The 24711-nt window shown below is 69.3% G+C and carries 22 protein-coding genes; 4 read left to right on the top strand and 18 right to left on the bottom strand.

Translation table 11 applies throughout. The annotated features are described in order from the left end of the window. Nucleotides 1-4: 4 nt before the first annotated feature. The gene (locus ACFWV3_RS44225; RefSeq protein ID WP_382420089.1) at nucleotides 5-1390 is read right to left on the bottom strand and encodes a glycerol-3-phosphate dehydrogenase/oxidase; all 1386 of its coding nucleotides are present in this window, start codon (nucleotides 1388-1390) and stop codon (nucleotides 5-7) included. Continuing rightward, nucleotides 1387-1962, bottom strand: a complete 576-nt coding sequence (locus ACFWV3_RS44220) for a TetR/AcrR family transcriptional regulator (protein ID WP_382420087.1) — start codon at nucleotides 1960-1962, stop codon at nucleotides 1387-1389. The genes ACFWV3_RS44225 and ACFWV3_RS44220 overlap by 4 nt, the downstream gene beginning before the upstream one ends. On the opposite strand from ACFWV3_RS44220, the gene ACFWV3_RS44215 reads away from it, so the two are divergent. After that, a complete protein-coding gene (locus ACFWV3_RS44215) occupies nucleotides 1961-3523 on the top strand; it encodes an FAD-binding oxidoreductase (RefSeq protein WP_382420086.1) in 1563 nt (520 codons plus the stop codon). The genes ACFWV3_RS44220 and ACFWV3_RS44215 overlap by 2 nt on opposite strands. Before the next feature lie 337 nt (nucleotides 3524-3860). Here the strand turns inward: ACFWV3_RS44215 and ACFWV3_RS44210 are convergent, their stop codons facing one another. The 11 genes from ACFWV3_RS44210 to ACFWV3_RS44160 form a co-directional block, all read right to left on the bottom strand. Further along, nucleotides 3861-4865 (bottom strand): NADP-dependent oxidoreductase, encoded by a 1005-nt coding sequence (locus tag ACFWV3_RS44210; RefSeq protein ID WP_382420084.1) that lies wholly within the window; start codon nucleotides 4863-4865, stop codon nucleotides 3861-3863. Between the two features lie 82 nt (nucleotides 4866-4947). Then, nucleotides 4948-5661, bottom strand: a complete 714-nt coding sequence (locus ACFWV3_RS44205) for a GNAT family N-acetyltransferase (RefSeq protein ID WP_382420082.1) — start codon at nucleotides 5659-5661, stop codon at nucleotides 4948-4950. Continuing rightward, nucleotides 5662-6105, bottom strand: a complete 444-nt coding sequence (locus tag ACFWV3_RS44200) for a hypothetical protein (protein ID WP_382420080.1) — start codon at nucleotides 6103-6105, stop codon at nucleotides 5662-5664. It lies immediately after the preceding gene. Beyond that, nucleotides 6105-8921, bottom strand: coding sequence for an FtsK/SpoIIIE domain-containing protein (locus ACFWV3_RS44195; RefSeq protein WP_382420078.1), 2817 nt, complete (start codon nucleotides 8919-8921; stop codon nucleotides 6105-6107). Before ACFWV3_RS44195 ends, ACFWV3_RS44200 begins: the two co-directional genes overlap by 1 nt. Further along, the gene (locus tag ACFWV3_RS44190; protein ID WP_382420076.1) at nucleotides 8921-9172 is read right to left on the bottom strand and encodes a hypothetical protein; all 252 of its coding nucleotides are present in this window, start codon (nucleotides 9170-9172) and stop codon (nucleotides 8921-8923) included. Before ACFWV3_RS44190 ends, ACFWV3_RS44195 begins: the two co-directional genes overlap by 1 nt. Further along, complete coding sequence (locus ACFWV3_RS44185) at nucleotides 9172-9432, bottom strand: hypothetical protein (protein WP_053731857.1); 261 nt, start codon at nucleotides 9430-9432, stop codon at nucleotides 9172-9174. The genes ACFWV3_RS44190 and ACFWV3_RS44185 overlap by 1 nt, the downstream gene beginning before the upstream one ends. A gap of 241 nt (nucleotides 9433-9673) precedes the next feature. After that, complete coding sequence (locus ACFWV3_RS44180; protein WP_382420074.1) at nucleotides 9674-10105, bottom strand: hypothetical protein; 432 nt, start codon at nucleotides 10103-10105, stop codon at nucleotides 9674-9676. 16 nt (nucleotides 10106-10121) lie between these two features. Beyond that, nucleotides 10122-10598: an alpha/beta hydrolase gene (locus ACFWV3_RS44175; RefSeq protein WP_382420072.1), complete on the bottom strand. Its 477-nt coding sequence runs from the start codon at nucleotides 10596-10598 to the stop codon at nucleotides 10122-10124. Beyond that, nucleotides 10599-11198 carry a DUF4232 domain-containing protein gene (locus ACFWV3_RS44170; protein WP_382420070.1) on the bottom strand — a complete coding sequence of 200 codons (600 nt, stop codon included), beginning with the start codon at nucleotides 11196-11198 and terminating at the stop codon, nucleotides 10599-10601. It abuts the gene before it with no gap. Between the two features lie 67 nt (nucleotides 11199-11265). After that, the gene (locus ACFWV3_RS44165) at nucleotides 11266-12123 is read right to left on the bottom strand and encodes a gamma-glutamylcyclotransferase (protein WP_382420068.1); all 858 of its coding nucleotides are present in this window, start codon (nucleotides 12121-12123) and stop codon (nucleotides 11266-11268) included. A gap of 355 nt (nucleotides 12124-12478) precedes the next feature. After that, a complete protein-coding gene (locus tag ACFWV3_RS44160) occupies nucleotides 12479-12793 on the bottom strand; it encodes a winged helix-turn-helix transcriptional regulator (protein WP_382420066.1) in 315 nt (104 codons plus the stop codon). A 107-nt stretch (nucleotides 12794-12900) separates the two neighbouring features. On the opposite strand from ACFWV3_RS44160, the gene ACFWV3_RS44155 reads away from it, so the two are divergent. Continuing rightward, entirely contained in the window at nucleotides 12901-13659 is a 759-nt protein-coding gene (locus tag ACFWV3_RS44155; RefSeq protein ID WP_382420064.1) for an SDR family oxidoreductase, read from the top strand. 426 nt (nucleotides 13660-14085) lie between these two features. On the opposite strand, the gene ACFWV3_RS44150 is transcribed toward ACFWV3_RS44155, so the two are convergent. The 5 genes from ACFWV3_RS44150 to ACFWV3_RS44130 all read right to left on the bottom strand — a co-directional run bounded on the left by ACFWV3_RS44150 (nucleotide 14086) and on the right by ACFWV3_RS44130 (nucleotide 20810). Further along, nucleotides 14086-15072: a LysR family transcriptional regulator gene (locus tag ACFWV3_RS44150; protein WP_382420062.1), complete on the bottom strand. Its 987-nt coding sequence runs from the start codon at nucleotides 15070-15072 to the stop codon at nucleotides 14086-14088. Nucleotides 15073-15224: 152 nt separating this feature from the next. Continuing rightward, nucleotides 15225-16502 carry a PhzF family phenazine biosynthesis isomerase gene (locus ACFWV3_RS44145; RefSeq protein WP_382420060.1) on the bottom strand — a complete coding sequence of 426 codons (1278 nt, stop codon included), beginning with the start codon at nucleotides 16500-16502 and terminating at the stop codon, nucleotides 15225-15227. Between the two features lie 15 nt (nucleotides 16503-16517). Further along, a complete protein-coding gene (locus tag ACFWV3_RS44140; RefSeq protein ID WP_382420058.1) occupies nucleotides 16518-17912 on the bottom strand; it encodes a hypothetical protein in 1395 nt (464 codons plus the stop codon). Further along, the gene (locus ACFWV3_RS44135) at nucleotides 17909-19714 is read right to left on the bottom strand and encodes a dynamin family protein (RefSeq protein WP_382420111.1); all 1806 of its coding nucleotides are present in this window, start codon (nucleotides 19712-19714) and stop codon (nucleotides 17909-17911) included. Before ACFWV3_RS44135 ends, ACFWV3_RS44140 begins: the two co-directional genes overlap by 4 nt. 193 nt (nucleotides 19715-19907) lie before the next feature. Further along, nucleotides 19908-20810 (bottom strand): IniB N-terminal domain-containing protein, encoded by a 903-nt coding sequence (locus ACFWV3_RS44130; protein WP_382420056.1) that lies wholly within the window; start codon nucleotides 20808-20810, stop codon nucleotides 19908-19910. A gap of 217 nt (nucleotides 20811-21027) precedes the next feature. Here ACFWV3_RS44130 and ACFWV3_RS44125 point away from each other — a divergent pair, with 217 nt between their 5' ends. Continuing rightward, a complete protein-coding gene (locus ACFWV3_RS44125) occupies nucleotides 21028-22242 on the top strand; it encodes an Hsp70 family protein (protein WP_382420054.1) in 1215 nt (404 codons plus the stop codon). Nucleotides 22243-22538: 296 nt separating this feature from the next. Then, nucleotides 22539-24563, top strand: coding sequence for a LuxR C-terminal-related transcriptional regulator (locus ACFWV3_RS44120; RefSeq protein ID WP_382420052.1), 2025 nt, complete (start codon nucleotides 22539-22541; stop codon nucleotides 24561-24563). Nucleotides 24564-24711 lie beyond the last annotated feature (148 nt).

Raw genomic sequence — 24711 nt, 5'->3', positions numbered from 1 at the left:
GCGGTCACACCGCGGCGAGGAGCTTCGCGATCTCCGGTGCGGCCTTCTCGCGGTCCGCGGGCACCAGGCCGATGCGGGTGCGCCGGTCGAGGACGTCGTCGGCGTCCAGCGCGCCCTCGTGCGTGATCGCGTGGACGACGTCGGCCTCGGTGACGCCCGGCGCGATCGGAGTGGTGGGGGTCGGCCGGTCGTCGACCAGACGGATGTCCTTGGTGCGGCAGAGGATCTGCGTCAGGTTCGTCGCGTCGACCGCGTCCGCGGCCATCCTGCGGTAGGTGGTGAGCTTGCCGCCGACGATCGTGATCACGCCGTTGGGTGCCCTCAGCACCGCGTGGTGGCGGGACAGGTCCGCCGTCGTGCCCTCGGCCTCCAGCAGCGGACGCAGGCCCGCGTAGCTGCCGATCACGTCCGCTCGCGTCAGTTCCCGGTGCAGCACCGAGGACGCCGTCTGGAGCAGGAAGTCCACATCGGACTCCGGCACCGCGGGGACGTCCGGGATCTCGTCCACGGGCTCGTCGGTCAGGCCGAGGTACGCGCGGCCGTTCGCCTGGGGCAGCAGGAACGCGTACCGGTTGCGCTCGCCGGGCACCGCGATCGTCAGCGCGGTGCCGGTGATGCCGGCGGCCTTCGCGTCCACCACCAGGTGCGAGCCGCGGGACGGGCGCAGGTGCACGGGCGCGAGCGTGCCGGCCCAGACACCCGTCGCGTTGATCACCGCCTTGGCCCTGATGGTGACCCTCGTGCCGGTGAGCGTGTCCTCGGCCTCGGCGCCATCGCCTTGCAGCGTCAGGACCTTCGCCCGCGTGAGGATCTTCGCGCCGTACCCGGCGGCGGTGCGGGCCAGTGCCACGACGAGCTGGGCGTCGTCGACGAGCTGGCCGTCGTAGTTGAGCAGGCCGCCGGTGAGGTCCGCGGGGTCCAGACCGGGAACCAGCGCCAGCGCCTCGTGCTTCGGCACCCGGCGCGGCCGCGGCAGCACCGAGGCGGGCGTGCCGGCGGCGATGCGCAGCGCGTTGCCCGCCTTCAGCCCGGCCATCACGAAGTGGTTCGCGTTGGCGTGCAACGGGAACAGCATCGGCAGCGTGCGGGTGAGGTGCGGCGCCGTCCTGGTCATCAGGATGCCGCGTTCGACCGCGCTCTCGTGGGCGAGCTTCACGTCGCCCTTCGCGAGGTAGCGCAGACCGCCGTGGACGAGCTTGCTGGACCACCGAGAAGTCCCGAACGCCAGGTCGTGCGCCTCCAGCAGGACCGTCCTGAGGCCGCGGGAGGCCGCGTCGAGCGCGACCCCCGCGCCGGTGACCCCGCCGCCGACGACGAGCACGTCGGCGACCTCCTGCTGGGCTGCCTCGAGGTCCTGCAGCCGGCGAGCGGCGTTCAGGGACGTGTTCACGGCTTCAGTGCTCCGTCCAGCTGCTTCGCGAGCTCCTCGATCAGCGGGATGAAGTCGAGCCCCGACGTCGCGGGCCGCATCGACAGCACCATCGACTGCGTGGTCAGCAGCACGATGCGCGCCTGCGTCTTGGCGTCGCCGAACCGGATCGAGCCGTCCAGGTGGCCCGCCTCGATCTGCCCGACGAGGAACTGCTCGACCAGCCGCTGCGTGCTGCCCAGCCGGTCGGTCAGGTACGGGAGCATCAGATCGGCGTCGAGCTGGAGGACGCGTTGCATGAGCGGGTTCGACGACATCAGTCGGACGCCGTCGGTGGACCGCCTGACCAGCTGCTCCCGGGCGTTGCCGTGCCGGGTGGCCTTCTCGACCGCCTCCAGCAGGGTGGCGAACTCCCTGGTCATCAGTGCCCTGACCAGGTGGTCGACGTCCGGGTAGCGGCGGTAGAGCGTCATCCTGCTGACGTTGGCGCGTTTGGCCACGTCGGTGAGGGTTGTTCTGCGCACTCCCACCTCGAGCACGCACTCGCGGGTGGCGTCGAGCAGGGCGTCATGGGTGTGACGTTGAGACGTCATGTGTAACACTGTAGCAGTGACCAGGGCCAGATGGACTGTGGAGACGACGCCGTTGCCCGAGCACGCGCTGTCCTGGCTGCGGGCTCGGGTCGGGCTGGGGGAACCGTTGCCGGAGGCGCCGGTCTCGGTGCCCGAGTCGGCGCTGTCCGAGGACGCGTTCACCGCCCTGGAGGCGGTCAGCGCCGTGTCCGTCGACGCGGAGGATCGGCTCGGCCGGGCTGGTGGGCTCTCGTACCTCGACCTGTTGCGGCGTCGGGGGCACGGGTCTCTGGCCGTTCCCGACGCGGTGGTCCAGCCGGCGTCGCCGGAAGAGGTCGCCGAGGTCCTGAAGGTCTGCGTCGAGTACGACCTCGCTGTGGTGCCCTTCGGCGGCGGGACCTCTGTCGTCGGCGGTGTCGAGGCGTTGCGCGGGGCCAAGTCGGCCGTGGTGGCGCTCGATCTGGCCGGGCTCGGGTCGTTGGTGTCCGTCGACCCGGTGTCCCGGGTGGCCGTGGTGCAGGCTGGTGTGACCGGGCCTGAGGTCGAGCGGTTGCTGGGGGAGCACGGGTTCACGCTCGGGCATGCGCCGCAGTCTTTCGAGCGGGCGACCATTGGTGGGTTCGCTGCGACTCGGTCCGCTGGTCAGGCTTCGTCCGGGTACGGCCGGTTCGAGGACATGGTCGAGTCTGTCCGGGTGGCCACCCCGGTGGGGGAGTGGGTGGTCGGTGGGGCGCCTGCTTCCGCTGCCGGGCCGGACCTGAAGCAGGTGGTGTTGGGGAGCGAAGGGCTGTTCGGGGTCATCACCGAGGTGTCCTTGCGGGTTCGGCCTCGGCCCGGTGCGCCTCGGTACGAGGGGTTCGTGGTGGACGGGTGGGAGGCCGGGGTCTCGCTGGTTCGCTCCCTTGCCCAGGCCGGGGCTCTTGCGGATGTGACTCGTCTGTCCGATGTGGACGAGACTGAGGTTGCGCTGGCGCTGGCCGGGTCTCGGGCTGCTGTGGTGCAGAAGTACCTGCGGGCTCGTGGGGTTCGTCAGCCCTGTTTGGTGATCCTCGGGTGGGAGGGTCGGTCCCGTTCCGCGACTTTGCGTGTGTTGCGTGGGCACAAGGTCGTTCGGCTTGGGCGGGCTATGGGGGCTTCCTGGTTGCACGGGCGGTTCAACGGGCCTCGGCAGCGGGATGCGCTTTTGGATGCCGGGGTTTGTGTCGAGACTTTGGAGACGGCCACTCGGTGGTCTTCGGTTTCCGCTTTGCGGGAGGCTGTTCGGGAGGCGTTGGTTGCCGAGCTCGGGGCGCCGATTGTGATGTGCCACGTCTCGCATGCTTATGAGACTGGGGCTTCGTTGTACTTCACGGTGTTGGTGCCTCGGGATCTTTCGGATCCGGTTGGGCAGTGGGAGCGGGCGAAGGTTGCTGCTTCTGATGTTGTATCTCGGCTGGGGACGATTACCCATCACCATGCTGTTGGGCGGGATCATCGGCCTTGGTTGGAGTCGGAGATCGGGGCTGTGGGGGTTTCGGTGTTGCGTGCTGTTAAGGCTTCCGTTGATCCGACTGGGATTTTGAATCCGGGCAAGTTGATTTGAGCCGGTTCCTGTTGCGTGCTTCCCCCAGGGGCTCTGCCCCCGGACCCCCGGCAATCTGATCAGGGGGTACCACGCCCCCAGCAGGTAGATGGCACGCCTGTTTGTGTTGGGCGGCTGCCGGTTGCGTTCGTGGTTGCGTAGCGGTGGGGTCCCCATCACAAGTCGCACCAGGAGCCGGCCACAACGAGGTAGGGGTGTCAACCCGGCGAAAAGCGTGCCGGGTTGACACCCCTACCTCGTTGCAGCGAGAGCTGTGGCGCGACTCGTGATGGGGACCCCACCGCGGAGAGCTTCGCTCAAAAGCCAAGAGCCAAAGCGGCTCGCCTTCGGCCTCGTGCTAGAGCTTCACCAGCATCTTGCCGGTGTTCTCGCCCTTCAGCAGGCCCAGGAAAGCCTCCGGTGCCTTGCGGATGCCGCCCTCGATCACCGTCTCGGAGTACTTGAGGTCTCCGGAGGCGATCCAGGCCGCCACTTCCTTGATGAACTGCGGCTGCAGGCCGCGGTGGTCGCCCACCAGCATGCCGCGCAGGGTGAGGCGCTTGGCGATGAGCTGGACCAGGTTGCGCGGGGCCTTGGCGGGTTCGGTGTCGTTGTACTGGGCGATGGCGCCGCAGATGGTGACCCGGCCGTGCAGGTTCAGGTTGGCGATGGCCGCTTCCAGGTGTTCGCCGCCCACGTTGTCGAAGTAGACGTCGATGCCGTCGGGGGCGGCTGCGGCCAGTTGGTCGGCGACTGGGCCGTCCTTGTAGTTGAAGGCCGCGTCGAAGCCCAGTTCCTCGGTCAGGTGCTTGACCTTGTCGGCGGAGCCCGCGGAGCCGATGACGCGGGAGGCGCCCTTCAGGCGGGCGATCTGGCCCACGATCTGGCCCACCGCGCCGGCTGCTCCCGAGACGAAGACGGCGTCGCCCTCCTTGAACTCGGCGGTGGCCAGGAGGCCCGCGTAGGCGGTCAGGCCCGGCATGCCCAGGACGCCCAGGTAGGCCGTCAGCGGGGCCACCTCGGCGTCTACCTTCACGGCGTGCCTGGCGTCCACCACGGCGTACTCGCGCCAGCCCAGGCCGTGCAGGACGTGGTCGCCCGGCTGGAAGTCCGGGGAGTTCGAGGTGACGACCTCGCCTACCGCGCCGCCGTCCATGGGGGCGCCCACCTGGAAGGGCGGGGTGTAGGACTTGACGTCGTTCATGCGGCCCCGCATGTACGGGTCGACGCTCATGACCACGTTGCGCACCAGGATCTGGCCTTCGGCCGGGGTGGGGACCTCCACCTCGGCGATCTCGAAGTTGTCCTCGGTCGGCCAGCCCTTCGGGCGGGAGGCGAGCCGGACTTCCAGTGCGGTGGTCATGGTGTGGCCATCTCCTGTCGTGTTGCGCGGATGAACTATCCGTTTCAACCGGCTGTCGGAGACCACTGTTCCTGGTTGTGAGCTAAGCCGCAGGCAGGATCGTCGTGACGTCGCGGTAGGTGTAGCCGAGTTTGCGGTAGAGGGCGATGGCCGTGGTGTTGTAGTTCTCCACGAAGAGCGCTGCCGTGCCGTAGAGGGTGAGCAGGGACGACGTGACGAACTGGCACACGCGGTAGCCCAGGCCCTTGCCGGTGTGGGCGGGGTGGACGCCGACGCCCATCATGAAGCCCACGTCCGTCGACGACCAGGCTTCCGCGGCCGTGGCCACCAGGGTGTCGTTCTCGTGGACGCCCGCCCAGCGGGTGACGCCCTTCTCGCCGGGCCAGGCCCACGAGCTCGGGTTGGCTGCTTCGAGCAGCGGGCCGACCTCGTCGGTGTTCTGCAGCCAGCGGGCGCCGTCCGGCGGGTCCAGGGTGCCGGTGCGGTCCATCCAGCCGAAGGGCTTGTCCTCGACCCACGGCGTGGGCATGAGCTCGGTGACCTGCTCGGCCAGGTGCTTCTCCAGCAACGGGCGCAGGTCCACGCCGCGGCCGTGCGCGGACAGCAGGGACGCCACGCCCTCCGGTGGGCCCGAGAGGATCAGGCGGCGTCGTCTGGTCAGGCACGGGGCGTGCACCGCCACCGCGCCGTTGTGCTCCCAGGCTGCACCGCCGGCCGTCAGTGCCTGGGCTGCCCAGCGGACGAGGCTGTCGTCGCTGGCCTCCTGCACGCAGGTCGTGGTGCGTAAGCGGCGCACTCAGTCCTTCTGCTTGCGGCGCAACAGGGTCCGCTTCGCGAGCGAGTCCTCCAGCAGCTGGTACGCGTTGTCCATCGCCCTGTTGTACTCGCCCTGCGGGCGGGGCAGGACCGTCTCGTCCGGCAGCGGGAAGGTGACCATCTGCAGCCAGCGCTCGTTCCAGAGCTGCTCCACCGCCTGCTCCCAGTGCAGGGCGGCGCCCATCCGCACGACCCTCTCGCGGTCGCGCACCTCGGCGATCTGCTCCTGGGTCGCCGCGAGCCGCTCCGCGAGCTCGGTGCACCGCACCTCGTCCAGCTTGCGCTGGCGGGCTGCCGCTTCCGTGGCGATGGCGATGATCTCCTTGTAGCGCTCGACAGCGGACATCGCGGGCACACCGATCACCTCCTCGCTCCTGCGCTGCGACGGGACCGGGTCGAACATGGTCGTCATCATCGGGTTCATCACGCTTCTCCTGTGTCGAACGGGATGATCACCTGCGGACGGGAGTGCTCGAACCTGTCGAAGAACAGGCCGCGGCGTGGCCTCGGCGACCACGACATCACCTGCTCCGGCCCGAGCGACAGCAGTTCCTTGCCCTGGACGTCGAACGCCACCCAGGCGCCGATGTCGTCGTACACACCGGGCGGCAGGGCCGCCTTGAGCCGCTGCACGCCGCGCCACCAGCCCAGCACGTGCGTGCGGTTCTCCGGGCCGTGCTTGAGCACGGTCCGCAGACTGTCCAAAGCGGACGCCCTCGTCGCCGGATCCTTCTGCTCCAGCAACGTCTGTGCGGCGTCCACGCCGTAGAGCACCAGGTAGTGCGGTGTCAGCGGAGTCTCCGACTCGCCCTTGCCGATCGACTGCAGCCCGGCCGCGGTCGCGTTCAGCACCTCGCGGACGTTCTCGATGCCGATCACCGGGGCGTGGTGGCCGTCCGCCTTCAGGCGCTTGGCCAGGTGCAACGCCGACGGCATCGCCTCCTCGACCAGGCAGGCCAGCGTGAACACCGCCTCGTTCGGGTGGTGCTGCCTGCCCAGCGACGCGGCCGCTCCGCCGAGCACGGCGGCCGCGTCCTGGACCACCGAGCCGATCACCGCGATGTTGCGGCCCGGCGTGCGGGCGAAGCGGACCCGTGCCGCGCTGCCCGCGACGTCGATGACCTGTCCGAGGAGCACGGTAGGCGATGCCTCACCCGGTCGCAGGTCGGAGAAGTCCGGCATGGCGTCGATCAGCGGGATCTTGCTGCCGTCGAACAGGCCCGGCGCCTGACCCGGTCGGCGTTGCCACAGGTCGATCTGCAGGGAGTCCATGGTGCCCCTGGACGTCGAGTCCGGGATGCGGCAGATCTCGTTGCCCGGCTTCACGCCCGACTCGTGGTTGATCACCGCGTGCCAGCGGGGGAGCTCCACGGCGGCGTCGTTCTGCGGCTCCGCCAGCACGCGGCGGGCCTTCGGCAGCGCGATGCGGACCGTGAACTGCTCGAAGATCGCCGACTTGCCCCAGAACCCTTCGATGCCCGAGACGTCCTGCGACGACAGCACCAGGTGGATGCCCTGCGAACGACCGCGCCGCGCCACGTCCTCCAGCAGCTGCGTCGCGGCGGCCGTCACCTGGTCGCGCTCGCCGAAGAGGTACTGGAACTCGTCGATCACCGCGACGATCCGCGGCCAGCGGCCGTGCGGGTCCTCGGTGCGCAGGTGCTCGAGCTTCGTGACCTCGTGCTGCTTGGCCGCATCCGCGCGCCTGCGCATCTCGTCGGCCAGGAACCGCAGCAGCGCCACGCCGAACTCGCGGTCGGTGTTGACGTTCACGCCGACCAGGCGCGCGTGCGGCAGCCAGGACTTGTCCTTGCGGCCCGGCGCGAACTGCGCGAACGACACGCCTTCCTTGAAGTCCAGCAGGTAGAGCTCGAGCTCGTCCGGCGAGTACCGCGCGCACAGCGAGCCGAGCATCGCGTAGAGGAAGTTCGTCTTGCCGGAACCGGAGGGCCCGCCGATCAACGCGTGCGGCGAGGTGTCGCCGAGCTGCACGCAGACCTGCTCGCCGTCGTCGAACCCGACGGGAGCGATGACTCCCGCCGCCGAGCTCTCCGTCCACGGCCGGTCGGGCAGCAGGTCGTCGAACTTGCCCATGCGCGCACGGCGTTCCTCGCGCTTCTCCGCGATCGCGGCGCAGGCACGCGGCACCATGGTCCGCGGGAAGGCCGGGTCCAGCGTCACGCGCACGTGCTTGCCGGTCATCGTGCACGTCGCGGTGCCGTCGCCGCGCAACGAGACCGTCTCCACCGGCGAGTTGACCGTGATCGGGATGTCCACGATGAACAGCTGCACGCCGCACGCCAAACCGTTGCGCGCCACGCGTTGCAGCTGCTGCTGGTGCTCCTCGCGCAACGCCTTGCGGTTGCCGAACAGCACGGCGATCCGCCACGGTTCGGTGCGCCGGCCCTCGCCGCTCACCGACCGCACCGTCAGGTGCCCGTCGACCAGGACCTTGGTGTGCACCTGCCGGATGTGCTCGGACAGCTCGTCGAGCAGCTCGTGCAGACGCGCCGGGTCGTGCACCGTCAACAGGTTCGCGCGGGTCAGCGGGTAGAGCCCCGGCAACGACCCGGTCAGCTGGCCGATGTCCCACACGTGGACGTGCACGAGCCCCGGCTGGAAGTGCGAGAGCACCCGCAGCAGCAGCGACTCGACGAGCGTGTCCGCGAGCTGGCGGCTGTCCGGAGTGGACGCGATGTGCAGGTGCGACTGGTCGAGCAGCGGCACGGCGACGGGGAACGGCGCGGCTTCCGGCGCCGACGTCACGACGCCCGTGCCGATCCGCCACAACTCCGGCACGCCCTCGCTGCCGTCGTGCGTGCCGGGATGGCCGAGCCACGACTCGTGCGGCTGCGACGCCGGGCCGCGGGCCACCGCGTCCACCAGTTCGGTCAGCTGGTGCGGGCCCGTGGTCGTCCATTCGTGGTACGACTGCTGCCAGTCGTGCTTGATCTGGGCGAGGCGGTCCTGGAACTCGGCCATCGACAGCGGGGCCTGGCGCGGGTTCGGCACGCGTTTCTCGTCGACCGTCAGGAACGGCGTCACGTCTCTCAAAGCGCTGTCCTGAAGCGCTTTGTCGACGCCCATTCCACGTACGGTGAACTCGAACATGTCCTTCGCGTGCTCGGTCGCGAGGGCCCTGTGCTCGCGCGCCACCGAGCCCAGCGCCGCCGACACGGCGTGCTGGAACTCGGCGAAGGCCTCCTCGACCTTCCGCCGCCGGTCGTCCCGCCTGCTCATCACAGCTCCACGGTGAGTCGTTGGATGCGCTCTAGGGTTCCCACCATCAACTCCAGCTGATCGGGGAATTTTTCCTTGGCGCGCACGAACTCCGGTGGAAGGAGTGACTCGTGGTGGTTCTCGCTCGACTCGGCGAGGATCGCGACGGCCTCGTCGAGGCCCTCCTGCGCGGACCGCACACTCCGGTACGACTCGCGCAGGATCTCGCTCGCCTGCTCGAGCGCGGCACGGACCTCCGCGATGGAGGCCATCAAAGCCTGCTGTTGATGCCCTCGGCCCCGGAAATGCCGGCTCCGAGGTAGTTCTGCAGCTCGCTCACCCCGGAGACGACCTGCTGGAACTGGGCGTTCGTCGTCTCGACGTCCGCCTGCACCGAGCCCTGCGTGACCGAGGTCAGCAGCTGCTGGGCGTCCTCGGCGAGCTCAGCAGCCTGTTGGAGGGCTGACTGGCTTTGGCTCGCCTTGTCGATCGCTTGGGCAATTGCGGCACGGACCTCTTCGATGCTGGCCATGTCGGCTCCCGAACCCTCCCGGAACAGAGTGGTCGTACAACCACCCTCTGTAGAGATTGTGCCCAGATTTTCACAGTTGAGAGCGAAGATCGGCTAACCGGGTGGATGCCTGAATCCACTCGAACGGGCCTTGCTTTAATGATCAGTTAGGCGCGGCGCTGGCTCCCTGACCCAGCGTGTAGTGACGCTCACAAAAGAGCTCTACAGCCTGTTGTGCAGAAGTACCGACCGGCCGGGTGAATCACGTCGGCTTCACGGACGAGTTGTCACGCAAAGTGCCTGCACCGAACGGGTCATCTCCGGCCCAGACCTCGACTAGGACGCGTTCCGCGCCCGGCACGAGCGCCCTGATGAGCTCCGGCTCGTCCAGAACGGTCCAGGCGGTGGGCGGTTCGCACGCCACGCGCGGTGTGCCGAACTCCTCGCCCAGCCCGCGCACGAAGGTCCGGACGGCCCTGGCGAGGGCCGCGGCGACGTTGTGGGTGGCCTTCTCGGTGCTCGGCCGGGTGATGACGACGGCCCAGCAGCCCGGCTCCTCGTCGGAGCAGTCGCGGGCGTCCACTATCTGGGCACCCGCACGGCTGATGAGCGCGTCGCACGCGGTGCGCGCCTGGTGCTCGTCCGCTGCCTCGACCACCACGGTGATCAGCAGCACGAGGTCGTCTTCGTCCATGACACCCGAAATGGTGTCAGATGACCCGCCGCGCGAACTCCAGCACCCGAGTGACGATCTCGCCGTCGGTCAGCAGCCCGGCGGCGACGTGCTCCTCGAACGCGGACCCGCGGATCCGGTCGGTGCCCGCGCGGGTGTCCGCGATCGGCACGATCTGGTCCTCGGAACCGTGCAGCCACAACGTGGGCAGGTCGCCCAGCGGCGGCCCGGACGCGACCTCGTCCATCAGGTCGGCCAGGTCGTCCGACGCGCCGTCCCACATGCCGAGCACCGGCGAGACCAGGACGAGCGCGGCGAGCCCTGAACGCGTTTGGGCGTACCGGACCGCGGCGGGAGCGCCGGTGAAGTGTCCGATGAGGACGACCGGCAGCTCGGAGGTCTTGACGGCCGTCTCGACGTCCTCGCTCACCACGACGGGCACGGCAGCGGTGCGCAGTGAGAAGGCGATGCGCTCGCCGTGCGGCAGCACGGCGAGCCATCCGGGTTCTTGCATCTAGGCAGCGTAGAACGCGCTTATCTCGATGTGGCCACCCGAACACACCGGTCCGAGCGTCCACGGCACGCTCAGCGCCGCGGTCTCGTCCGGCGGGATGGCGGCGGCCTTCGACGGCTCCGGCTGGCAGTCGCCCTCGACGGGCTCGTTGCCGGCGGGGACGACGTTCCAGTGCAGGTTCGCCGACGCCTTGCCGCCCGGCCGGAGCGTCAGCGCCGCGGGACCGGGGTCGGCCTTGCGCTCCAGCTTGGTCGGCACCGCGCCGGAGGCGTTCTCCAACTGGAAGCCGCTGTAGCCGTTGAGCGTGCAGGGCGCGCCGCCTGAGTTCGTGACGACGAACCTGCCGTACCGGTTGCCGGCGCCGGCGTCCGTCGGGGTGACCTCACCCTGCAGCGAGGCCGAGTCGCAGCGCTTCACGGCGGGGGTGACCGCGCCGGAGTCCGCGGGCGGGGTGGTCGTGGGAGACGAGGTCGTCGTCTCGGTGGTCGAGGGCGGCGTAGACGTCGGCAACGTCTGCGACGCGGTGTCCGGCGTTCTCGTCCCGCAGGCAGTGACGGACGCGAGCACCAGCAGTCCACACGCGATCAACCGACGGTTCATGGGTGCACCTCCTACCACCGAAGGATGTGCCCCGATCTCGATCAACCCACCGCGACGTGCCGGAAGTTCACCGGATCTGGTGGACGTCCCAACCGTCGGGGAGCTCCGCCATGCCCTGCACCGCCGCGGTCCAGATGTAGGTCCACGCGATCCGGCCGTCGGGCAGCACGACGCGCACGCGCCGGTAGTCGTCGCCCTCGTACTCGTCGAGCAGCGGCAGCGCGTCCTCGGGCGACCGCAGCCGCAGCACGAAGCCGGGCACGCCGAGGCCGGCGCCGGGACGCAGCGCGGGGTAGCCGAGGCCGGTGTCGAAGAGGGTGCCGGGCAGGTGGGTCTCCTCGGCCGCCACGACGTGCGGCTCCATCAGGTGCCAAGCGCTTGCGCCCGGCTGCAGCGTGCCGTAGACGAACAGCAGCTCGGGCCAGTCGTCCGCCGACGGGTCGCCGTGGACCTCGGTCACGTCCAGCCCGTCCGTCATCGCAGGCCTCTCACCCAGCACGCGTGCGCCCCGCTGCGACACGTCCGCGCACCGGACCATACGGCCGTTGAAGAGCACGGGCATCCGCTTCTTGGAGCCCGCCGTGTACGCCAGAACGCTGTCGATGACGCCACCGTTGTAGAGCACCACACGGCCCGTGTGCAGCCGCACGAGCCGATAACGCAGCCCGCGCCCCTCACACCGGTCCAGCACACGCAACTGCTCGGGCGTGGCGAACCAGATGGAGTGCTCCTCGACGACACCAGGCGCGCCCGCGAGAGTGGCCGGCCGCTGTCCGTCCCGCAGGCGCAGTCCCGCCGCCCAGACAGCAGAAAGGCCCTCGCACCGTGCGCGGAGCACGACTGCGGGGCCTTCGAGACCGAGCTCCTCGCGGAGCCAGGTGAGCTTGCTCGGGTTGGCGTTGGAGCCGTACCCGAGCACCGGCATTCGCGCAGCCAGCGGGGGTTCACCGTGGTTTGCGAGCCATTGGTCTAGATCGATGTTCTCAGGCTCGACCCGCCATCCCGACTCCATCGTGAGGTCCGGTCGCACTGGCCAGCCTGTTTCGTCCACGTGAACGAAACAGTGGTCTGGACGAGTACCCGGATAGGGCTCCGCCGGATGGCTTTCGTCGGTGAACGGTTGGGCCATTGGTCCATTGTGCCAGTCCGAGACCTCAGATTGCGCCCCCTAATCGTGACCCATCCGATGTCTTTCTCGGACTTCAGGGGAAACAGTGAGAACGTTCACTGCGCAAACGGGTGACAACACCGACGTCTACCCGCCGATCCTCCGGCCCGCCTCAGGCCTCGTCATAGTGCCGCTGGGCCGCGGAGACCTCCGGCTGGTTCGCCTCGATCCAGTGGTAGAGCCCCGTGAGGTGCCGCGCGGCCCCCTTGCCGAGCGGCGTCAGCACGTACTCGACGTGCGGCGGGATGACCGGCTTGACGTCCCGGTCGACGAACCCGTCCCGCTCCAGCGTCCGCAACGTCTGCGTGAGCATCTTCTCGCTGACCACGTTCGCCAGCTCCCGCCGCAGCTCGCTGAACCGCCAAGACCCGCCGTCCGACAGCGCCAGCAACACCAGCACACCCCACTTGCTTGTGATGTGCTCCATTGTCGCCCGCTCAGGACAGACCGTGACCTGCATGCTCACCTCCGAGTAAGTACCCGACTTCAAAGTAGGTACTTTCCAGAGGTTAGCGCTAACCGCATGCTTTGCCCATGACGATCCTCATCACCGGAGCCACCGGCCAGCTCGGCAACGCAGTGGTCCGCTACGTCCTGGACCGCACGTCGGAGCAGGTCATCGTGTCCGTGCGCTCCCCGGAGAAGTTCACGCTGACCGGCGTGGAGGTCCGCCAGGGCGACTTCGAGAAGCCCGAGACCCTCGACTTCAGCGGAGCCGACAAGCTCCTGATCGTGTCGGGCGAAGCACCGGACGTGGAAACCCGCATCACCCAGCACAAGAACGCCATCGCCGCCGCCGTAGAAGCAGGCGTGGGCCACATCTTCTACACGAGCCTCACCGACGCCGACACTTCCACCGTGAGCGTCGCCGTGGTCCACAAGACCACCGAAGAGGCCATCCGCGCCACCGGCATCCCGTTCACCTTCCTCCGCAACGGCATGTACCACGAGAACTACCTGGGCGCCCTCTCCGCCGAAACCGTGGCAGTCTCGACGAAGGACGGCCGAGTGGCCAGCGCAGCCCGAGACGACTACGCCCTGGCCGCCGCCGTGGTCCTGACCACCGACGGCCACGAGAACACCGTCTACGAGCTCACCGGCTCCACTTCGTGGTCCTTCCCGGAGCTGGCCGGCGACCGCTTCCAGGACGTGAGCGACGAGGACATGATCGCCGCCGGCCTGCCGCCAGTCGTCGTGGACTTCTTCAAGGCGATCCGCGAAGGCGTCTTCGCAGAGGTGCGCCCGGACCTGGAGAAGCTCCTGGGCCGCCCGTCCCGCCCGATCTCGATCTGACCAGGGAAAAGCACGTCCCCACCCGCCACAGCGGCAATGCGAAGCGAGGCGAAACAACCCCCGCACCGCCAACGGCGAAGCCGAGGCCCCAAGCGATGCCGAAGGCGAGCAGTGCGGACCTTGCCCAGATGGGTAGCGGTGCACCCACTCGTGGTTTTGCGATTGGGGCTTGACTTTGGGTGCGAGGTGCTACCACTAGTGGATCGGCCGGTTGCGAAGCATCCGGCCTTTTCCGGCCGAACCAGCGCCTCGCAAGGGCCCCGAAGTCAAGCCCCAATCGCAATCGTCGCGCAGCGGCGATGTACCCAGTCTTTCGTCCGAGGTGCACGACCACGCTGGAACAGGCACCAGACCGCAACGGCGACCACGCTGGAACTCGCGCGGACCCCAAGGCGACCACGCTGGAACCCGCCCGCCGCCCGCCCCCTACGCAAACTCCGGATGAGCCTCAGGATGGGCATCCCACCACCGCCGATACTCCGGATTCCGATCCAAAACAGACCGATAAGCATCAGCAGCACAAGCAAAAACCTCATGCGCCCGCCCGGCAACAGGCGAATCCCGACGCATCGCCACGAAGATGTCGGTCATCAACGGCATCCCCCGCAACCGCCGAATCACGATCCCGTCCCCACCCCGAGACGGCGCAGCAGCAAACGAAACACACCCGGCTGCCACCAACCCCCGAGCCATGCTGGCCTCCCCGGTGTGATGGGTGAGCCGAGGCACGAACCCGGCATCAGCACAAACCTGGAACATCTGAGTCCGCGACCCGATGTGTGGCTTGGGCGGCGTGACCCAGTCACGGTCAGCCAACGCCCCGAGATCGACCTCTTCGAGCGAGGCCAGCGGATCCGAGGCGGACAACGCCACGAACGCCGGCTCGGTCACGAGCTTCCGCAGCTCGATCCCCGCGAGGTCCCGAGCGTGCATCCCGTCGAAGAACTCGAACAGCGCGACGTGCACCTGTCCGGCCTCCAGCATGTCCACGATCTCCGCGGACGACGGCCGCACCTCCGCCCGCACGTCGGCGTTGAGCGCGCGCAGCCCCTCCACCAGCGAGGCGAAGTACAGGATCGGGATGCACCCGAAGAACAGCGGCCCGCGGCGGTCGGACGCGCGGGTCGTGCTCATCAGCTGGGCCATCTCGTCGAGCACCAGCCGGGCCGTGCCCAGGACGCGCCGGCCCAGGTCCGTTGGGACGCAACCGTTGCGCGTCCGGTCGAAGAGCTGGCCACCGACGAGTCTCTCGACGGTGCGGAGCTGGGCGGAGAGCGCGGGCTGGGTCAGGCCCAGGCGGGTCGCGGCCTTGGTGACGCTGCCCTCCTCGGCGATCGTGCGGACCGCACGGAGGTGGCGGAGCTCCAGCTCGGGCATAAAGACCTTGTATCCCCCTTCTGAATGCGCCGCCACCCTTCGATCGGGGCATAGTGACTTCGATCGATCTTCCGGCCCGGCGCTTGCGGCAGCGCCCACGGGTCCGGCGCGGGAGGGTGCGCACCCCTCGGTTCGACGCTGCTGCCGTGCACCCTGCGCGCGGCGGCAGCGTCGGACCCAAGCGGGGCTCAGGGGATGACGACGGCGGCTCCGGTCACGCGGACGCGCCGGTCCTCACGCGTGGCATCGACTTCGAGGCGAGACGGCCTGCCCATGTCCTCGCCCTGGCTGATGACGAACCGCTGCGGCCCTTCGAGGTCGCGCAGGTAGCCGCCGAACGCCGCCGCGGCCGCGCCCGTCGCCGCGTCCTCCACCACGCCGCCGACGGGGAACGGGTCGCGGGCGTGCACGAGGTCCGCCGACTCGCGCCAGAACAGGTGCACCGTCGTGAGGTCGTGCGCCAGCATCAGGTCGCGCAACGCGTCGAAGTCGTAGTCGAGCTCGCGCAGCTGCTCGCGGTCCCGCAGCGGGATGATCAGGTGGCGTGCGCCGCCGAAGCCGACGTGCACCGGTCCGTCGCCGATCTCCTTGTACCCCAATGCTTCCAGCGCGGCCGACACCAGCGACGGGTCGGCGGGAGACGTGCTGGTCGGCACGCTGGTCAACGACGCCGTGCCATCGGAGGTCTCGATGGTGATCTCACCGGCCGGCGTGTGGAACGTGAGCGGGCCGTCGCCGAGCCGTTCGGCCAGCGCGACGGACGTGGCGATCGTGGCGTGGCCGCAGAACGGCACCTCCGCCTTGGGGCTGAAGTACCGGACGTCGAACACGCGCTCGGTGGCCCAGGGGACCACGAACGCCGTCTCGGAGTAGCCGACCTTCGCGGCGATCGCGAGCATCTCGGCTTCGGACAGGCCCGACGCGTCCAGCACGACCCCCGCCGGGTTGCCGCCTGCCGGATCCGTCGTGAACGCGCTGTAGCGCAGTACCCCGGTGTCGCTCATACCCCGCTGCAACGCGTAGCAGTGCTGAAGTCTTCCGTGCATGTACCTGCTGGTGAAGTACGTCAGACCGGCCTTCTCGAGCACCCGCCCGGACGCGGTGTTCTCGGCCTGATGACCCGCCACGACCCGGTCGGCGATCGCGAGCGCCTTGTCCCGCAGCAACGCCGCGGCGCGGGTGGCGACACCGCGTCCCCAGTGCTCCGGGTCGATCCAGTAGCCGATCTCGATCTCGCCGAGGTCGCCGTCGAGCATCTGCGCGAGGCCGACGACCTCGCCGTCCTCGACGATGAGGTGCATGCCGAAGCCGTGGTCCTCCCAGTGCCGCAGCGCCTGCGCGTGCCGCAGCTCCACGTAGTCCCGCGTCCAGGGTTGCCCGTCCGCGATGAACGTGGTCATCCTCGGGTCGACCGCCCAGCGCAGGAAGTGCTCGAAGTGGTCGTCAGCCCAGGGCACGAGTTCCATGCGGCCCATCGTGCCCTAGGACATCTGCTGGAGAAGCCCCTCGCAGGTTCTGACCACGATCTGGGCGGCTTTCCGGTGGTCGTTCGGCGCGTGCACGTCGGCGGCCTGCGCCTGCCAGCGCACCAGCGCGTCGATCAGCACCTCCCGCAGCTCGCGCACGTCGGCCTCGTACTCGAACCCGAGCCGCGCCGCCGGAGCCGTGCCCTCGGCGCCGATGATCCGCAGCGCCTCGGTCTGCAGGTCGCCGGGCAGCTTCGTGCGGCCGGACTGCAGTGCCGCCACGAGCCGCAGCTCGCGGAAGTCGTGCGCGGAGGCCACCACCCGTTCCAGGTCGGCCACCAGCTTGCGGGCGTTCTGCCGCGGCTCCATCCGCAGCAGCACGTCCAGCGCCAGCAGGGCCGACCGCGCCTTGAGGATCTCGCGGCGCTCGGTGAAGTGGACCGCGATCGAGTCGCGCAGCTCGCCGAGCCCGCTGCGCTGCACCAACTGGCCGGTGAGCTTCACCTGCGAGTCGAAGCCCTGCCGGATCAGCGCGGTGATCAGCCGGACGCCGAAGATCCCGAACCGCTCCAGCAACGCCTGGCGCACCGCCGGTTCCATGGCCAGCGGGAACTGCTCGCCGACGAACCGGTCCGCGGACAGCAGGTGGTCCTCCAGCTCCTCGCGCCCGAGCGAGGCGAGGATCCGCAGGGCCTGGAACTCGTCCTCCCGCAACGTCTTCGCGGCCACCGCCAACAACCCGGCGACCGAGACCACGTTCTGGCACAACGGCTGCACGGCGACATCGCGGCGGTAGCGGCGTGCGATCTGCTTGGCCGACGACAGCGCGTCGATCCGTCCGGCGCCGATCTCGTCGGCACGGGCGAGCACCGCGACCGTGTGGATCGCAGCGGTGCGGGCGATCGGGTGGTCGTTGGCGGACTGCAGGAACTTCAGGTCGTCGTCCTGCACGTGCCGCATCAGGTACAGCAACGCGTCCGCGTCGCCCAGCACCTGGTCCGGCGTCGCCTCGGACGGCGTGTCGATGAGCACGACGTCCCGCAACGTCCGCGCCGGCCACTCGACGACGACCTTGTCGGCGCGGTCGACCTGGCCGGTCTCGACGTGGTACCGCGCGCCCCGGCGGCCGATGGAGACCTCGTGCGGCCTGCCGGGACCGGAGAACACGTGCGCCCGCGGCTCTGATCCGCCGCGGTACCAGACGAACGAGCTCTGCGGCGCGAACTCGTCGCCGATCAGCGCACTGACCACAGTGGACTTGCCGATCCGCGACCGCCCGGCCACGGCGATGCGCACCGGCTCGGTGTAGCGCTCGGCGTGCGAGCGCAGCCACGCGGTGGCGCGCGGGCTGTCGCGGTAGACGCCCATCGCTTCTTGCAGCATCGACCAGACGACGCGGTCCAATGTCACGCGGAGAGCTCCATGGTGGGACCCCCGAGCGCCTGCACCCTCTTGTACAGCGTGACGAGCTTGTCCAGCTCCTTGCGACCCTCGCGCATCCGCCGCTCGCGGTCGGTCTGGTCGTCCTGGATCGCGCGCTTTGCGCTGCGGGCCGACTCGAGCAACGTCTCCTGCAGCTCCTCGGCGAGGGTGCTGAAGTGGTTGCGCAGCGAGCGCTGGATGTGCCGGCCGGAGTCGCGGACGTCCTTGGAGAACTTCACGAAGAAGTCGTCGACGTGCCGCTGGGCGGCGGCTTTCGCGGCGGCCTGGCGGCGCTTCAGCCGTTGGTCCGACTCGTCCAGAATGGACTTCCCGCCGAACAGCGCACCGGCGCCGAGCGAGACCACGTTGATCAGCGGCATGCCGGCGAGCGAGGTGACCAGGCCGAACATCAGCAGGCCGCCGTAGGAGCCGCGCAGACCGGTGAAGAGCTTCTGCGGGATCGAGAACGGCTCGATCTTCGGCTTCTCCAGCCTGCTGGCGGGTTCCAGCAGGTCGTCGGGCAGCACCGAGCCGGGGATCAGGTCCTCGCGGTAGACGGGGAAGTTCTTCGCGACCTTCGCCGCCACCCACTCGGCGCGTTCCATCAGCCAGGCGAAGTTCGTGGTCGCGGCCTCGTTGAGGTTGTCCTCCAGCCACTGCTCGAACTTGTCCCAGCCGATCGCGGGATCGGCCTCGTCGTAGGTCTTGTCGACCTCGCGCAGGATCTTGCGGGTCCGGTCGCGCAGGTCGTACTCGACGTCGGAGACCAGGTCGGCCATCTCGTCGTTGAGCACGTTCTGCCAGCGCGCGGACCGGCGCCGGAGCTCGTCCACGCGCCGTTGTGCCTCCTGCAGCGTGGAGATCGTCGCGGTGGTGTGCGACGAGTCGTGGGCCGTCAGCTCCTCGCGCAGCGGCGTGACGAGCTGGGTGATCGCGCTCGACGCCACGACGGCGACGGCGCGGCGGGCCAGCAGGTCGGCGGACGCGACGATGTCGCGCTGCACGCACGCCAGCAGCTCGGGGAAGCCCGACTCGGTGTTGAGCCGCTGGTCGCCGGTCTTCGCGGCGCGCAGCCGCAGGGCCGACGACACCGGGATCAGCTTCGCGGGGACGCCGGCGCGGGCCAGCAGGGCCCTGTTGCGCTCCACGACGGCCCGCCAGCTCGGCACGAGGTCGATCTTGGTGACGACCACCGTGACGTTCGGGCAGGCCTCCATGACCTTCTTGAGCAGCGTCATCTCCGCCGACGTCAGCTCGCCCGTGGCGTCCGAGACCAGCAGCACGGCGTCCGCCTGCATGAGCGTCGCGAACGTGCTGGCGGTGTGCGCGGACCGGGTGTCGCCGACGCCGGGGGTGTCGATCAGGACCAGCCCGCTGTCGAGCAGCGCGCGCGGGATGCCGATCTCGGCGCGCACCACGTTCTGTGACTGGGCAGTGGCCTGTTTCGTCACCTGATCGATCGGGACCGCGATGCGTTCGGTCGGGGTGTGGAAGATCGAACCGTTCGCGGACGCGTTGCGGACCAGCGCTGCCGACGGTGTCTCGGCGTGCTGGACGTAGGTCGGCACGGTCGTCGTGATGTCGTCGCCCACCGCGCAGACGGGAGCGTTGAGCAACGCGTTGACCAGCTGACTCTTGCCTTGCTTGGACTCGCCCACGACGAGAACGCGCAACTTGGGATCCAGTTGCTGTGCCCGCTTTTCGCGCAGCCGGGCCTCCAGATCGGGCCTCCGGTGCGTGACGCAGGCCCCGATCGTCTCGTCGAGCACGTCGAGCCAGGGCGGTGCCATCACCTGACTCATAGTGCCGTGTTCACCCCCTTGGGTGAAAGCCTCGAACGCAAGACCGGTCCTGTTCTGTCAGGACCGGGCTGTTCGGAGGGGCGGTGACGTTCCTCACCGCCTGAGCCGCTCGGATCATGGCTTGCAGACGCCGAACCGGCCCTGTCCAGGAAAGACAGGGCCGGTTCGCGGGGAGGGTGGCTCAGCCGAGCAGCCCCAGGTCGAGGTCGCCCACGACCGGGACGTTGTGGGTCACGTCGGTGACGGTGCCCAGCACGTTGCCGACGCCGGCGGTGTCGCCGAGCAGGCCGGTGGCGGAGTGGGTCACGCCGGAGGCGGTGTCGAGGACGCCCGACGCGGTGTGGTGGACCTGGCCGAGGGTGTCGTCGGTCTTCAGGCCGATGTTGCCGTCGGCGATGCTGTCGAGGCCGGTCGCGCTGACGACGCCCAGGCCTGCGTCGCTGCCGCCGAGCACGCCCAGCGCGTCGTGGGCGAGGCCCGTGACGCCGCCCAGGTGGCCGAGGATGCCGTCGGCACCGGGAACGGCCGAGGTGACGCCCGCGAGCGGGGCGTCGACGGTCGCGGTGGCGGTGTCGGCCACGTCGAGGACCGTGCCGGTCAGCGGGGAGGCGGTCTGGTCGAGGACCGAGGTCACGTCGTTGACCGCGGAGAAGTCGCCGTCGACCTTGATGGCACCGGCGCCGTAGACGTCGGCGGTGTTCGTGCCGGCCCACACGGTCAGACCGTTCTCGTCGACGGCGAGGAGGCCGGCCGAGGAGGTGGTGAGGTTGTCGAGGGACAGACCCGACGAGGTCAGCTGGGACGCGACGGCCTGCAGCTGGCTGATGGCGCCGAGCGGCCCCTCCGCCAGAACGTCCTCCACGACTCCGTCGAAGTAGACGCCCTCGAGGGCGGGCAGGCCCGCGGGGGTCTCCGGGAGCAGGTCGATGACCAGCGGGATGACTTCCTGGACGTCAACGGCGGTGATGTCCGCGAGCCCGGCCTGCTCCAGGGTGCCCTGAGCGTCGGCGGCGAACGCGGCCTTGAGGGACGGGTCGCTGAGCAGGTTGAGCACGAAGTCGTGGAGCGTGCTGGGCTGGATCATCTTCGGGGACTCCTGGTGAGGCACGGAAGTGTCGGTTTGATGTGCCCAAGCTAAGAGGGCGGGGTTCCCCAGAACATCGGGGATCACTCCCAGTGAATCCCCGTTCCCTGATTGGGTGACGCTCGTTGACCCCCTAGGGGATTAGGGGCCTCGCTTGAGCGTCTCTTGTTCACCCGTGTAGGTACTGGTCGCTGCTGCGAACAGGTGAGGAAGAGACGTGTCGTACACACTCGGAGTCGATGTCGGGACCACCCGCACGACCGCTGCCGTGTGCCGTCTCGACGGTGGCCGGGATGCCGAGATCGCCCTCGTGGTGCCGTCGTCGCTGCAGCTCACGGATGCCGGGACGTTCTCGGTGGGCGTGCCGGGAGTACCCGGTTGGTCGGCCTCCGGCTTCGCCCGCCGGGTCGGCGACGCGGTGCCGTTCTCGCTGGGCCAGGAGATGTGCCCGGCCGAGGAGCTGACCGCGTTGCTGATCATGTGGGTCATCGGCGAGGTCGTCGCCCGGGAGGGTGAACAGCCCCGCCACGTGGCGGTGGCTCACCCGGCCGGGTGGGGCCCCTATCGGCGGGGACAGCTCCACTCCGCCCTGCGGGCCGTCGGCGTCCACGACGTGACGCTCGTGCCGGAGCCGTTCGCGGCGGCCGAGAACCACGCCGTGCGCGCTCGCGTGCTGCCCGGTTCGTCGTTGGCCGTGTTCTCGCTCGGCAGCCACGCGTTCTCGGCGTCGGTCGTGAAGCGGTCGCAGAACCGGACGTTCGACCTGCTCAACCACGTCGAGGGCGTCGACCACCACACCGGCGCCGACTTCGACGACCTGCTGATGGACCTGGTGCGCGGGCGCCTGGGCAAGGACGCCCCGGTGTCCGCCGTCGAGTGCGAGGCGGCGAAGCGGTCCTTCGGGCCGTCCGTCGTGGTCAGCGGGGTGGAGATCGGCCGCGACGAGTTCGTCGAGGAGATCCGCCCGTCCGTCGACCACCTGGTGTCCACGTTCGTGCGCGCGCTGGGACCGGTGCAGCCCGAAGCCGTGCTGCTCGTCGGCGGCGGCTGCCGGCTGCCCGCGATCGGCGACGCGCTGTCCGCGTCCGTCGACTGCCGGGTGCTGGGCGAGGCCGCTCCTGAGCACTCGGTCGCGAAGGGCGCCGCCGTCGCCGCGCGGCTCGTGGTCATGGGCCCCGACGACGAGCCGGAACCACTCGAGACCTCTGTTCTCGTGCACACCCGTGAGGCGTCGTTGCGGTTCCCGGTCGGCGAGATCACGCGACCGGACGACGACGACTTCACCGCGCCACCGCCCCGCCCGCCGGTGGACGTACCCCCGCTGGAGCTCCCGGTGAGGAAGGTGAAGCGCATGGCGGACGCGCTGAAACCCGCCGGACGCCGCTCCAGTTCCCGATCCGACTCCCGAGACGATGATGAGGACGGCCGTTGAGCGTGACCACGCGAGCCAGGTTGGTGTTGGACGACTCCACGCGAGGTGTCCTGGACCGGATCAACGACGCCACACCGGGCACAAGCCTGCGCGTCGTCGTCGCGGCACCTGGTGGTTACGGCAAGACAGCGCTGCTTTCGGAGATCACCAACCAGGCCGTGCGCGTCGTCGACGACGCGCACCTGCTGGACGACGCCGCACTGTCGGCGCTTTCGTCCGTGGACTTGCTGGTGGTGGCGTACCGGCCGTGGCCCCGTCGTGCCGCACTGGCCGAACTGACCCGTGGCGCCGTCGTCGTGCCGCTGGCGCCGTTCACCCGTGACCAGATCCGCGACCACCTGCACGCACCGAAGCCGGTGGTGGACTTCGTCTTCGCGCAGACCGGCGGCGTGCCGGCGTACGTCGAGCGCCTCGGCGCCGCGTCCGAGGTGTCCGCCGAGGTCCTCGCCTCCTTCCGCGGCGAGCTCGACTGGCTCGACCCGGACCTGCAGAAGTTCCTGCTGGCCGCCGAAGCCGGTGCCGCCCAGCGCCTCGACCTGCTGTCCGCGTTGCTGGACAAGGACTTCGACGAGGTCAGCGACATCATCGAGGCCGCCCGCGCGACCGGCATGCTCGCCGAGGACGGCACCCTGTTACCCCTCGCGCACCGTGCCGTCGGCGCCCTGACGCGGGCCGAACGCCGGATCGCGGTGCGCCAGAAGCTGGCCCAGCTGCAGCTCGACCGCGGCGGCCCAGTCCTGGACCTGGTGCGTCCGTTGCTGGACACCGGTATCGGCGGCCCGATCCTCGCCGCGGCCGCCCGCGAGGCGTTGTCGTCCGATCCTTCGCTGGCCGCTCGTTTGTTCCAGGCTTCCACCGGTGGTGGGGCGCCTTCCGCCGAGACCGCTGCTTCCTGGGCGACCGCCTCGGCGATGGCCGGCGACCTGGACGGCGCGTTGCGGCTCGCCGACCAGGTGATCAGTGCTCCCGATTCGTCGCATCGGCGCACCGCGGCCGAAGTCGCCGCTGTCGCCCTGGCGCACCGTGGTCAGCTGGCCCGTTCCACCGAGCTGTTCCGGTGGGCGGCCACTCCTTACGCGGCTGCCTTCGCAGGGATCGGGTTGATCGGCACCGGGCACCTGTTCGAGGAGACCCCGCCGCAGCCGCCGACCATGCTCGGTGGCGCCGCATCGTTGATGCTGCAGGGGGTGCGGCAGTCGGTTTCCGGTGCGGAGACCGCTGCTCTGTCCACGCTGGTTCGGGCTTCCTCGATGCTGGAACCCGCTGGTGGCGCGGTGTTGCTGCCCGACTCGCCCGCTGCTCTGGCCGCTCTGGTGGCTGTGCACTGCGGTGAGCCGAACGTCGCCGAGTCGGTGCTGGACCGGGCGGTGGAGTCAGGGACCGGTGGCGTGCTGATGTCCGTGCGGCACCGGTTGTTGCAGGCCTGGGTGCACATGCTGCGCGGCAACCTGGCTGTCGCCCGCGAGACGTTGATGTCGGTTCGGGGGACTTTCGAGCCTCGGGACTGGATTTTCGCTGTGGCGCTGGAGGTCGGGGTTGCTCGGCGCAACTCCGACTTGGCGACTTTGCGTCGTACTTGGGAACAGGCTTGTGAAGCGGTGCTCCGGCATCCTGTTGATCTGTTTTCGTTGTTGCCGTTGGGGGAGTTCGCTGCCGCTGCGGCCCGGTTGAGGGATCAGGATCGGCTGGCGCCTCACCTTGCGCAGGCTTCCGCTTTGTTGCGGTCGTTGGGATCGCCGCCGTTGTGGGCTACGCAGTTGCACTGGAGCTTGTTGCACGCGGCGATCATCGACGAGAACACGGCTGCTGCTGAGGAGCATGCTGCTGCGTTGGCTTTGAATGCTTCGCGGAATCGTTACTGCGCGGTGGTTTCCGCTGCTGCTGAGTGCTGGCTGGATGTCGTGGCCGGGAAGGTCGATCCTGACCGGGTCGAGGAGGCCGCTCGCGGACTGCACGCGGTCGGGCTGTGGTGGGACGGGTCTCGGTTGGCCGGGCAGGCTGCGATTCGGACTTCTGATCGTCAGGCGATGGTTCGGTTGCTGGACTGTGCCCGGTTGTTGCAGGGGCGGGCTGTCTCGGCTCGGCGGGTTGCCGAGAGTGAAGTTCTTGTGGCTGAGGATGCCGGGAAGTTGTCTGATCGGGAGCGGGAGGTGGCTCAGTTGGTGTTGGAGGGGATGACTTACAAGCAGGTGGGGGATCGGTTGTTCATCTCCGCCAAGACTGTTGAGCACCACATGGCTCGGATGCGGCAGAGGTTGGGGTCTACTTCTCGGTCTGATCTTTTGGCTCAGTTGCGGCACATTGTTGGGGTTGCGTCTTAACTGGTTGCGACCTTTGCGGGTGGTTGGTTTGCGGGCGGCCTGGTTGCGGTTGTGTGCTTCCACCTGGGGGCGCTGCCCCCAGACCCCCGGCAATCTGATCGGGGGCCCCGCGCCGTCGGCGGGTTGATGGCACGCCTGTTTGTGTTGG

This window comes from Lentzea sp. NPDC059081 (assembly GCF_042738015.1).
Lineage (GTDB): Bacteria > Actinomycetota > Actinomycetes > Mycobacteriales > Pseudonocardiaceae > Lentzea.
Note: the sequence above shows the minus strand (reverse complement) of the source record. Positions and strands in the feature narration are given on the sequence as shown.

Excerpts from the sequence above, each read along its gene's own strand:
- ACFWV3_RS44215 (WP_382420086.1), top strand. The coding sequence starts at position 1,961 with ATGTGTAACACTGTAGCAGTGACCAGGGCCAGATGGACTGTGGAGACG.
- ACFWV3_RS44220 (WP_382420087.1), bottom strand. The coding sequence starts at position 1,962 with ATGACGTCTCAACGTCACACCCATGACGCCCTGCTCGACGCCACCCGC.
- ACFWV3_RS44210 (WP_382420084.1), bottom strand. The coding sequence starts at position 4,865 with ATGACCACCGCACTGGAAGTCCGGCTCGCCTCCCGCCCGAAGGGCTGG.
- ACFWV3_RS44200 (WP_382420080.1), bottom strand. The coding sequence starts at position 6,105 with ATGAACCCGATGATGACGACCATGTTCGACCCGGTCCCGTCGCAGCGC.
- ACFWV3_RS44195 (WP_382420078.1), bottom strand. The coding sequence starts at position 8,921 with ATGAGCAGGCGGGACGACCGGCGGCGGAAGGTCGAGGAGGCCTTCGCC.
- ACFWV3_RS44190 (WP_382420076.1), bottom strand. The coding sequence starts at position 9,172 with ATGGCCTCCATCGCGGAGGTCCGTGCCGCGCTCGAGCAGGCGAGCGAG.
- ACFWV3_RS44185 (WP_053731857.1), bottom strand. The coding sequence starts at position 9,432 with ATGGCCAGCATCGAAGAGGTCCGTGCCGCAATTGCCCAAGCGATCGAC.
- ACFWV3_RS44180 (WP_382420074.1), bottom strand. The coding sequence starts at position 10,105 with ATGGACGAAGACGACCTCGTGCTGCTGATCACCGTGGTGGTCGAGGCA.
- ACFWV3_RS44175 (WP_382420072.1), bottom strand. The coding sequence starts at position 10,598 with ATGCAAGAACCCGGATGGCTCGCCGTGCTGCCGCACGGCGAGCGCATC.
- ACFWV3_RS44170 (WP_382420070.1), bottom strand. The coding sequence starts at position 11,198 with ATGAACCGTCGGTTGATCGCGTGTGGACTGCTGGTGCTCGCGTCCGTC.
- ACFWV3_RS44165 (WP_382420068.1), bottom strand. The coding sequence starts at position 12,123 with ATGCCGGTGCTCGGGTACGGCTCCAACGCCAACCCGAGCAAGCTCACC.
- ACFWV3_RS44160 (WP_382420066.1), bottom strand. The coding sequence starts at position 12,793 with ATGGAGCACATCACAAGCAAGTGGGGTGTGCTGGTGTTGCTGGCGCTG.
- ACFWV3_RS44155 (WP_382420064.1), top strand. The coding sequence starts at position 12,901 with ATGACGATCCTCATCACCGGAGCCACCGGCCAGCTCGGCAACGCAGTG.
- ACFWV3_RS44145 (WP_382420060.1), bottom strand. The coding sequence starts at position 16,502 with ATGGAACTCGTGCCCTGGGCTGACGACCACTTCGAGCACTTCCTGCGC.
- ACFWV3_RS44135 (WP_382420111.1), bottom strand. The coding sequence starts at position 19,714 with ATGGCACCGCCCTGGCTCGACGTGCTCGACGAGACGATCGGGGCCTGC.
- ACFWV3_RS44130 (WP_382420056.1), bottom strand. The coding sequence starts at position 20,810 with ATGATCCAGCCCAGCACGCTCCACGACTTCGTGCTCAACCTGCTCAGC.